This is a genomic window from Cetobacterium sp. (genome assembly GCF_051653945.1).
In the GTDB taxonomy this organism is placed as follows: domain Bacteria; phylum Fusobacteriota; class Fusobacteriia; order Fusobacteriales; family Fusobacteriaceae; genus Cetobacterium_A.
Map to the genome: position 1 here is coordinate 1 of NZ_JBOFXD010000015.1, position 10,530 is coordinate 10,530.

11 protein-coding genes, 2 tRNA genes and 1 pseudogene are annotated in these 10,530 nt (G+C 28.7%); 10 read left to right on the plus strand and 4 right to left on the minus strand.

What is annotated here, in order from left to right; genetic code table 11:
• The 8 genes and pseudogenes from ACRC8M_RS01680 to ACRC8M_RS01715 all read left to right on the plus strand — a co-directional run.
• Positions 1–314: pseudogene (locus ACRC8M_RS01680) on the plus strand (hypothetical protein); the annotation flags it as partial.
• A gap of 8 nt (positions 315–322) precedes the next feature.
• Positions 323–817: a phage tail protein gene (locus ACRC8M_RS01685; protein WP_438527544.1), complete on the plus strand. Its 495-nt coding sequence runs from the start codon at positions 323–325 to the stop codon at positions 815–817.
• Complete coding sequence (locus tag ACRC8M_RS01690) at positions 817–1,128, plus strand: GPW/gp25 family protein (protein WP_332485287.1); 312 nt, start codon at positions 817–819, stop codon at positions 1,126–1,128. Before ACRC8M_RS01685 ends, ACRC8M_RS01690 begins: the two co-directional genes overlap by 1 nt.
• Before the next feature lies 1 nt (position 1,129).
• On the plus strand, positions 1,130–2,245 hold the full coding sequence (locus tag ACRC8M_RS01695) for a baseplate J/gp47 family protein (protein WP_438527545.1): 1,116 nt from the start codon (positions 1,130–1,132) through the stop codon (positions 2,243–2,245).
• A complete protein-coding gene (locus ACRC8M_RS01700) occupies positions 2,229–2,876 on the plus strand; it encodes a phage tail protein (protein ID WP_438527546.1) in 648 nt (215 codons plus the stop codon). Before ACRC8M_RS01695 ends, ACRC8M_RS01700 begins: the two co-directional genes overlap by 17 nt.
• Positions 2,876–4,681 (plus strand): SGNH/GDSL hydrolase family protein, encoded by a 1,806-nt coding sequence (locus ACRC8M_RS01705; RefSeq protein WP_438527547.1) that lies wholly within the window; start codon positions 2,876–2,878, stop codon positions 4,679–4,681. The genes ACRC8M_RS01700 and ACRC8M_RS01705 overlap by 1 nt, the downstream gene beginning before the upstream one ends.
• 9 nt (positions 4,682–4,690) lie before the next feature.
• Positions 4,691–4,813, plus strand: a complete 123-nt coding sequence (locus tag ACRC8M_RS01710) for a hypothetical protein (protein WP_438527548.1) — start codon at positions 4,691–4,693, stop codon at positions 4,811–4,813.
• Positions 4,814–4,850: 37 nt separating this feature from the next.
• Positions 4,851–5,063 carry a hypothetical protein gene (locus ACRC8M_RS01715; RefSeq protein ID WP_438527549.1) on the plus strand — a complete coding sequence of 71 codons (213 nt, stop codon included), beginning with the start codon at positions 4,851–4,853 and terminating at the stop codon, positions 5,061–5,063.
• Positions 5,064–5,117: 54 nt separating this feature from the next.
• Here ACRC8M_RS01715 and ACRC8M_RS01720 read toward each other — a convergent pair whose 3' ends face one another.
• Positions 5,118–5,969, minus strand: a complete 852-nt coding sequence (locus ACRC8M_RS01720; RefSeq protein WP_438527550.1) for a hypothetical protein — start codon at positions 5,967–5,969, stop codon at positions 5,118–5,120.
• 209 nt (positions 5,970–6,178) lie between these two features.
• Here ACRC8M_RS01720 and ACRC8M_RS01725 point away from each other — a divergent pair, with 209 nt between their 5' ends.
• Entirely contained in the window at positions 6,179–7,519 is a 1,341-nt protein-coding gene (locus tag ACRC8M_RS01725) for a TldD/PmbA family protein (protein WP_438527551.1), read from the plus strand.
• Between the two features lie 25 nt (positions 7,520–7,544).
• Entirely contained in the window at positions 7,545–8,630 is a 1,086-nt protein-coding gene (gene mobB, locus ACRC8M_RS01730; RefSeq protein WP_438527552.1) for a molybdopterin-guanine dinucleotide biosynthesis protein B, read from the plus strand.
• 58 nt (positions 8,631–8,688) lie between these two features.
• On the opposite strand, the gene ACRC8M_RS01735 is transcribed toward mobB, so the two are convergent.
• The 3 genes from ACRC8M_RS01735 to ACRC8M_RS01745 all read right to left on the minus strand — a co-directional run bounded on the left by ACRC8M_RS01735 (position 8,689) and on the right by ACRC8M_RS01745 (position 10,471).
• Entirely contained in the window at positions 8,689–10,149 is a 1,461-nt protein-coding gene (locus ACRC8M_RS01735; protein ID WP_438527553.1) for a glutamate decarboxylase, read from the minus strand.
• A 154-nt stretch (positions 10,150–10,303) separates the two neighbouring features.
• Positions 10,304–10,379: transfer RNA gene (locus ACRC8M_RS01740), tRNA-Thr, on the minus strand.
• A gap of 15 nt (positions 10,380–10,394) precedes the next feature.
• A tRNA-Arg gene (locus ACRC8M_RS01745) sits at positions 10,395–10,471 on the minus strand.
• Positions 10,472–10,530: the final 59 nt, after the last annotated feature.

Below are 10,530 nucleotides of genomic sequence, written 5' to 3' on the forward strand. Positions count from 1 at the left end.
CATCCTTTTCAAAATCTCATAAAATAAAAGGGATTGAGTATGAAGATGGAACTATCATCTCTTATGATAAAGAAACATCAACGCTAAATGTTGATTGTAAAAATCAAATTGTAGTAAAGTGTAAAAATTTGAATATTGAAGCAGTAAATGAGGTAAATATAACTTGTAAAACTTTTAATGTAAATGCAGAAAAATCAAACTTTAACCATGATATAGAAAGTACAGATTTAATAACACCTAGCATTACATCAATTAATGGTCATGAACATACAACAACTAAAGAGGGAGAGCCAACAAGTCCACCGTTACCATAGGAGGAACAATGATAGGAAGTTTAGGAGAAATAATATTTACAGTTAGTTCTAAAAAAGTATCAACATTTAATAATTTAAGTGAAGATAACTCTGGAAAATGGGAAACACATACAACAAAAAAACAAGAGCAGGAGTTTATTAGTTCGGAACTTGCGAAATGTACAATAACAATTCCAACAAGTATGAGAGTTGGAACTTCACCAGATAGAACATATGACTTGCTAGATAATTATTGTTCAACAGGTGAAGTTATAAATTTTATTTTAGGCGGAAAGAAATTTAGAAATAAATCTTATATTTTAAGAAGTTTTAAAACAACAGATAAGCAAATAGATAATATAGGTCAGATTATTTCAGCAGATTATGAAGTTCAATTAGAAGAGTATGGAGGAGATAGAAAAGTAAATATCGTAGTTCCCACAAGTATCAAATCTAATAATACCTACAAGAAATCTGAACCTAGAAAAAATAACATAGATTATAAAACTGGAGGTACATATTGATGATTACATTAAATTTGAATAATGGAATAAATTTATCTCCAGGAACATTAGAAGAAGAGGTATCACAAAATATAGCTCATTTATTAAATACAATAGAGGGAATGGTTCCTTTAGCTAGAGATTTTGGATTATCTCCAAGAGCTATAGACAAACCTTTAGCTGAAGCTAAAATGATTTACACTCAAGAAATATATTTGAAAATAGAAAAATATGAACCTAGATTTATAATAAAATCAATAACTATAAATGATGACGATATTATAAATGGAAGATTAAAACCTATAATAAAAGGTCAATTAGTGGAGGAGTAAGATGGAGTTAAATTTTTTTGAAGAAAAGCCTGAAGATATAGAACAAGAATTAATAAATCTTTATTTAGAAATGGTTGGCCCATGTTCTCCTGGATCACCTCAAAATAATTTTTTAAAAGTAATAACTTATATCTTAATACTTCAGCAACGAAAACATGATATAGCATTTAAACAAAATCTATGGAGATATGCAAATGGAGATTTTTTAAAAGAATTAGGAGAGTTTAAAAATGTAACTCCAATAGAAGCTAAAGCCTCACAAGCCTTATTTAAAATAACGTTGCTATCTAGATATGATTTTAAAGTAGTTATTCAAAAAGGAATTAAAGTAACTGCAGGAGATGGAACAAATTTTTTACTTAAAGATCACTTAGAGTTTGAACCAGGAGAAACAGAAAAAAATGCAATTTTTATATGTGATATAACTGGAGAAAAAGGGAATGGATATATTCCAGGACAAATAAATAAATTAATTGATGAATCAAGATATATAAAGAGTGTTTCAAATGTTGAATATACTCAAGGAGGAGCTGAGGCAGAATCTGAAGAGGAATTTAGAGAAAGAGGAAGAGAAACTCCAGAGTCTTATTCAGTTGCAGGGCCAAGTGGAGCATATGAGTTTTGGGTTAAGAATACTAACAAAAATATTATAAGTGTTCATGTAGAATCACCAACTCCAGGAGTTGTAGAAATATTTCCATTATTAAAAGGTGGAGTTATTCCAGAGCAATCAGTTTTAGATGAAATAAAAAAATATTTAAACGATAAAAAAATAAGACCCCTTACAGATAATGTTGTAGTAACTAAACCAAGTATTCACAACTATGCTTTAGATGTTAGTTATTGGTTATCTGAAACGGATCTAGTTGATATAGAAAAAAGTAAACAAACTATAGAAGGGATTATTCAAGAGTGGGTTGATTGGACTAAGTCATCTTTAGGAAAAGATATTTTACCTGAAGAATTAATCTATAGATGTAGACAAGGAAAAAATAATATTAGAATTAGAAGATTAGAAACAAATTTAACATATACAGAGATTCCAGATAATACAGTAGCTATCCCTTCAAGTATAAATATTCAGTACATGGGAGCAGAAGATGAAAAAAATAGATGATTTAAAGATTAGAGATATTTTACCTAGTTCTTTAGCTGATGAAAAGCTTTTAGCCACATCTGATGGAATAGATAGAGTTTTAAAAAGGATAAATAATAAAATTGATAAATGTTATTTTTATAAAAATTTAGAAAATACATATCCTGAAATAGTGGATGAAATGTTTTGGGAATGGCATGTTGATTATTATTCTGAAGATCTAACTTTAGATAAAAAAATAAAATTAATAAGAAATAGTTATGTAAATCATTTGAGAAAGGGTACTCCTTGGGCTGTTGAAAATATGTTAAATGATATTTTGGATGGATATCAACTTTTAGAATGGTTTGAATATGGAGGAGAACCTTATCATTTTAAAATAATGACTGAAAAAGAATTTGGTCAAATTGACTCTATAAAAAAAATAAATAAAATTGTAAACATAACCAAAAATGCTAGAAGTCATTTTGAAGGTTTATGCCATTATAAAAAAATAATAGGTACTCAAAACTACGCTTATGCGAAGTTTGTAGCAGAATCTTTAGAGTATACACAAGATGTAAGAAAATTTAGAGAAATTAACAATAAAACAAATTATGGGTATTCTACAATGGTTTCTGATAATGTGGAATATAAACAGGAGAGGATTTAATGGAAAGTATAAATTTAACAAATACATTAGCTGGGCTTGCTGCGATTCAAAGAGCCATGGCAGGAGAAGATATTCTCTTTACTAAATTGGAAATAGGAGATGGAGTTTTAACAAATACTGATGTGTCAGGAATGACAGGATTAGTAAATAAAACTAAAGAGTATGTCCTTGGAGCTGTTAAAGCGGAAGATAGTGAGATTGTAAGACTTAGATCTAATATTTCAAATGCAGGAGTAACGCAAGATTTAATAATTAGAGAATATGGAATTTATGCGAAGTTTGGGAATGAACAGGAGTTTTTATTTGCATATTTAAACGTTGGAGATTTAACTACACCTCTTCCAAATCAAACTATCGGGCGTTATGAATTAAATAGAGATTTTGTACTTTACATTGGGAATTCTACACATGTAGATTTTACATCTAATGGAAATTTAGTTTACGTAGCTGTTAATCAGTATAAAAATGATATGTCTAAGAAAGGAAACGTAGAATCTACTGTTGAAAATATGAAAAAAAGTAATTATGAAAATGGTGACATAGTTGAATTATTAGGTTATATGTATGAAGGAGACACAAGTTCTGAAAAAAGAATAATTGCAACAGAGAATGATGAAGGTATTTTATTGGAAAATGGGTTATATGCTAATTTAGTAGATAAATCTAAAAGATTTTATGGGAAAAAAATATGTTTAATTGGAGATAGTATAACTGCACTTCCAGAAGCTGATTTTTGGAAAAATAAAATTAAATCCTGGTTTGGATTTTCTGATCTTATATCACTTGCTGTTTCAGGTTCTACTATAACAACTGGAAACCAAGATAGAGGAACTTTTCATACTCAAGTAGATTCTATTCCTATTGCTGATGTCTATTTGGTATGGGGTGGAGTTAATGATTTTGTTGCTAATGCAGAAATAGGTAATATTAAATCTCTTTCAACGGACACCGTATATGGTTCAGTTAAAAGTATAATAAATAAAATACAAGTAAAAAATATTGGAGCAGAAATATTTTTCTTTACACCATTGCCACAATTTTGGAATGGAGCTAGTGGAGCAGACACAAATCCAAAAGGTTACTGTCTAATGGATTACTCAGAAGCAATTCAGCAAGTTTGTAGTATGTTTTCTGTGCCTGTTTTGGATTTGACATCTAGTAGCGGAATAAATAAATACAATCATACGCTGTATTTAAAAGATGGTGTACACCCTAACAGAAAAGGCTATGAAAAGATAATACCTCTATTCTACGAATTTTTTAGACTTCCAATAACAAACTTAACTAAAAAAAGTTTTACTCTTAGTAAAAGTGGAGATACTCAAAAAACTATTATTGCAGATAAAAAAGATGGTGAAAATCCTTATTCGGAAGTAATGTCGATGGCATATGATAAGCTTACAAAAACACTAGGTTTATATTTAGGTCAACATAAAGATCCAGATATTGATAGAGTGGGTATTGCAGCATACCTAAAAGGTATTTATCAGTTATTATGGTTTACAGAAGAAGGTCTATTTTTAGGTACTGAAAAAGTTTGCACTGAGTCAATTCAAGGTAGTGGAAACAATAGAGTTATAAAATTAGGATCATTAAAAATTCAAGTAGGACAAACATTTATAAATACAGCTACAACAAATATCCCAATTGAACCAGTAACACAAGTTTTATTTGCAAATGTAGTTCCTGTTAGACCAGAAGGTAATGGAGTAACACATAATGTAAAAATAGCTACGAATACTACTTTTCATGCGTTTGCCTCAGAAAATAATGTAGCTTGTTTTTATATCCATGTTGGAATTTAAGGAGGCTATATGAGTAAGTTTCTAACAATATCAAAGATTTTATGGCATGGAATTAAAATAGTTTTACATCTAACAAACAAAAAAGATAAAGTTGAAAAGATGGAGGAAGTGGAAAAACAATTTGACAAATAATAAGGTAATTAATATGGAACACCTGGAGGAAAAAACAATGGAGAATAGAGTAAATATATTTAAAGATTTAGTAAACACAGTCGGATTTCCAATAATAGCAGCTTCAGCTTTATTTTGGCAAGTCCACTTGTTTAGAACAGAATTATTACAAGAGTTCAAAGAGATGAATAAAAACTTAAATGCTGTTGTAACTAAAGTAGAGATTCATGATATTAGGATTAATAAGTTAGAAAATTCTAGAAAAGAGTAATATTTTATATTTTTCCATAAAAAAAGAATCCTAATTAATGTAGGATTCTTTTTTTTATTCATCTTCCGAACTGCACTTAGAAAGTATAGATTTTATTTTTTCTTTAGATGACAAGTCAAAATATGATTGATAAGATTCTTGAACTTTTTCTATATCCTGTTCAATTTTATCAAGTTTTTCTAAAATAGAGTCATTGCTTAATGACTTATAATCTTCTAAAATTGATTCAATCCCATCAAGTAAAATACTATAGACCTCTAACTGTTCACAAAAAAATGTTTCTAAACAAACTTCATCACTATTTATTTTAGTTTTTTTTAAATTTATTTGTGAGAAAAGATTAGATATTTTAATCGCATATTTATAAAATTTCAAATCTATTTTACTGACTACTTGAAAAAAGAGTTCTTTATTATAGTCGTATAAACTTTCATCAAAAATTGTTACTGATCCATCTTTTAAATAATTTCTTAAATACATTTCAGACATTTCTTTTATATTATCCGAAAAATTAGATATTAAAATAAAAAAAGAACAAAGAGCTTCACTTTGATCAGCATTTTTTTTAGAATCTTCTTTCAGGTTATTTTCTTTTATTTGCCACCAAACACCACTAAGAGTAAGCAAAGCTCCAATATATCCACCTAAAAAACTCAGCCACCCATCAAAACTACCAATCATATCCCCTGGAAGATAAACCTCTATATTTTTAAGTATTATAACAACAGTAAGTGGAACAATAATAATTAATGAGATTACATAGATATATCTTTTTTCAGCTTGAGTATTTCTATAAAATTTTATAAGAAAATAGATAATAGCTAAAAAAGCTAGCAAAACTATAAACATATACTTATTAATGATTATATTTAAGAAAGTATGTAATTTGTAACCGAATTCAAGCATTTTTTAAAATCTCCTTTTTTAAATTTTATTTAGATTGTACCATGTTTATCTTTATATAAAAATAAATTGTTTTCAAAATCTATTACTCTTGCTTTTTTATATAAAATAAGGTAGCATTAAACTATAAAAAATACGCGTACAATATACTTATTATTAATTGTAGGACAACCTAGAATTAAAATAAAAGATATTATAGTTGGAGGAAGATAATGGATATAAAATTATTTATAGATAAAGTTTTTGATACTGCTAAAAATATGAAATTAGATAATTTTGAAATTTATTTTACCTCTTCTGAAAATGAAACTATTAAAGTTTTTAAAGGTGAGATTGATACATATAGTAACTCACAAAATATGGGAATCTCTTTTAGAGTTAAAGTTAATGAAAAAATGGGATACTCTTATACAGAATCTATTGAAGAAGAGGATATTGTACCACTTATAGAAAGAGCTATCTCTAATGCTAAAGTTATTGAAAATTTAGATGTTATTGAGATATACGGAGAAAAAAGTATTTACGAAAAAATTAACTCTTTTAATCCAAATTTAAAGGATATTACAGTTGACGAAAAAATTGACTTCTTATTAAAAGCTGAAAAAACAGCTTTAGAACTAGATTCTAGAGTAAAAAACGTTAATTACTGTGTTATTGGAAGTGGATATGGAGAAAATATTATAAAAAATTCAAAAGGCTTAGACCTTTATCATAAAGGTAACTCTATCTATGCTTATATAGCTGTTGTTGTTCAGGATGGCGAGTCTATTAAAAATGACTCAGCATACATCGTAACTCGAAATTTTTCAGAGATGGATCCTGTAAAATTAGCTACTGAGGCTGTTAATAAAGCTTTAAATAAATTAAATTCAACTTCTATAGAAAGCAATATTTATAACATCATTATAGAAAACGACGCTTTTGCAGATCTTCTAGGAGCTATGAGTGGAATTTTTTCTGGTGAAGCTATTCAAAAAGGCGTTTCAAAATTAAAAGGTAAAATTGGAGAAGCTGTTGCCAGTTCTATTGTTACAATAACTGATAATCCACATTTAAAAGATGGTTATGGTAGTGCTCCCTTCGATGCAGAAGGAGTTCCAACTCAGTGTAAATCTCTTATTGAAAATGGTATTTTAAAAACATATCTCCATAATCTAAAAACTGCTAAAAAAGATAGTGTAAAAACAACAGGAAATGCAGCTAAAGGTGGGTATAAAGGAACAATGGGAATTTCAACTTTTAATCTTTATTTAGAAAATGGAGAACATTCTTTCCAAGAACTTTTAAATAAATTACAAAATGGAGTTTTAATTACAGGTTTTTCTGGCTTACACTCTGGTTTAAACTCTATATCAGGAGATTTTTCTCTAGCTACAGAAGGGTTTTTAGTTGAGAATGGTACTATTTTAAAACCATTAAACCAAGTTACTTCAGCTGGAAATTTTTTCGATCTTTTAAAAAATATAGAGTCTATTGGAAATGATTTGAAATTTAATCTGTCTGGTGTTGGTTCACCTTCAGTTCTTATTAAGAATATAAGCATCTCATCATAATTATAACTCATAGGAGGTAACATATATGAATAAAATTGAAAATATTGACGCTCTAGTTCTTGCTGGAGGAAAAAGTTCTAGAATGAATTTTTTAGACAAAGCCTTACTTAAATATGATAAGAATAGAACTTTTTTAGAAAAAATAACTCAAGAATTAGATGACTTTAAAAACTTAATGGTTTCTATTAACAAAAATCAGAATTTTCTTATACCTAGAGGTACTATTATTACAGATACTACAGATAATACTGGCCCTATCGAAGGAATCTACCAAGGACTTTTAAATACAAAATCAGATTTTATTTTTGTTACAACTTGTGATATGCCAAATATTACGAAAGAATTTATTAATTTTATATTGCAATTTATCTCACATGATTATGATGCTGTTATTATTAAAGATAATAGAGGAAAAACATATCCTCTTTTTGGAATCTACAATAAATCTTCGTTAAGCACAATAGAGAGATCCATTATGGATAAAAATTATAGACTTCAAGATCTTCTTCCTGAATTAAATGTTAAATATATCAATCTATCTAATACAACTTTTGACTATCAAAAACTTTTAAGAAGTATTGATACTCAAGAAGAGTTAAAATTTAACTCTATTTTTATGGCAAATAAACCTTTTATTGCTATTTGTGGTGCTAAAAATAGTGGTAAAACTCTTTTAATTGAGGCGTTATTAAAGCATTTTAATGATGCTGGATTTAAAGTGGCTACTATTAAATTTGATTCTGAGTACAATTTTGATGGATTAGATGAAGAGTTAAATAGATATAAAAAATCTGGAGCTAAAGGAAGTTTACTCTTCTCTAAAAACAGTTATATTCTTTTAAAAGATAGAGTCAATGATAACTTTTTCCAGTATTTAAACTATTTTAAAGACTTTGATATTATTTTATTAGAAGATTTTAAACACGAACCTTTTCCTAAAATTGAGATTTTAAAAGAGGGTATATCTTTAATCCCTTCTTGTAATCCAACTAATTTATTGTTTTATGTAAGTGATTCAAATGAAGTTTTGCAAGATAAATCTTTAAAATCTATAAATTTGAAAGACACAATTTCAATTTTTAAAGAGATTTTGAAAGTTAGTAACTTATAATACTTTAAATAGAAAAACTGCATCCAGATAGATTGGATGCAGTTTTTTATTAAACACATTATTTTTTTAATATTCTTTTTTCTGTATGTGAATACCCTGCTACATGATCCTCAGTTTTTTTAATCTCTTTTTTAACTGTGATATGTTTATCTAAATAATCTATCGATTCCTTCATATCTCTTAATAGTAACGACATCTGTTCCATACTTTGGTCAGCTCTTACAACAACTCTCATTATTGTTACATCTTCAAAATTCTTTGGTAATGGATACGCTGGTAATTGCCATCCATAATATCTTAATCTATCTGATAAATCATACTCTGTCCATGCTCTTTTGGGATCATCTTTTAACATCCAACATACAATTGGGATATTCTCTCCGCTATTTAGTATTTTAAATATTCCTAATTTATCTAATCCTTTTGTTAAAAATAATCCCACATCTCTTGATTTTTCATGTACAGCTTTATAACCCTCTTTACCCCATCTTACAAAGTTGTAATATTGTGCCCATATTTGGCTTCCTGGTCTTGAGAAATTTATTTGGAAAGTTGGTTCGAACGCTCCTAAATATGCTACTTTAAATAATAACTCCTCTGGTAAGTATTCTTTGTCTCTCCACATTACCCATCCAAGCCCTGGATATACTAATCCAAATTTATGTCCCGATGTACTTATAGATACTACGTTCTTTAATCTAAAGTCCCAAACTAATTCTGGATTTACAAAAGGTAGGTATAATCCTCCTGATGCAGCATCTACATGTATTGGTACTGATAATTTTGCTGTTTTATTATACTCCTCTACTACTTTATCTAGAGCTACTATATCATCAAATGTTCCTGTATAAGTTATCCCCATTATTGGTACTATACCTATAGTATATTCATCACATGCTGCTATTGCTGCTTTAGGATCTAATCTTAAATCATCTAATGACATCATTGGAACTTCTCTTAACTCTACATCCCAATATACTCCAAACTTTTCCCAAACTACTTGAAACCCTGAACTTACTACTAAGTTTGGTTTTTTTGCATTTATATCTATACCCAAGGCCTGAGCTCTTTTTCTCCATCTAAATTTCATAGCCATTCCACCTAGCATACATGCCTCTGATGAACCAACTGTAGATGTTCCCATATACTCTTCAGTTTCTGGAGCATTCCATAAATTTGCTATTATATTTACACATCTTTTTTCAACTTCTGTTGTCTGTGGATACTCAGCTTTATCTATTGCATTTGTTGCAATGGCATCAATCATTACCTGTTTTGCTTCTGGTTCCATATAAGTTTGGACAAATGTTGCTAGATTATATCTAGGATTTCCATCATGCATCATCTCATCTGCTATTAGTTGATATGCAATATTTGGATTAATTGCCTTCTCATTTAGACTTTCTCTTGGTAATACATGTGCAGATTCATAACTTCCAAATAAAGGTGTTGCTGAATTATCTGGAGCAAACATATACTCCTCTTCTTTTTCTTCTCCAAATTTTCTTCTATGTAACATAAAAAAACCTCCTTATATCTTAATTTTTTTAAATTTATCTTATATTCAAAACTCTGAAAAATTATTCGAATTAAGCAGGAGAAATCCTTTAATTTTAATTATATTTAAAAAAAAAACATAAAAAAAAAGCACTTTCGTGCTTTTAAAATCAAAATGGTGCCGCTTATCGGAGTCGAACCAATCACCTACTGATTACAAGTCAGTTGCTCTACCAGATGAGCTAAAGCGGCTTTTAAATAAAAAAATGGCGTGTCTGAAGGGATTCGAACCCCTGACCCACGCCTTAGAAGGGCGTTGCTCTATCCAGCTGAGCTACAGACACATTTGATAAATATTAAATTGGAGCGGGAGACGAGGGTCGAACTCGCGACATTCAGCTTG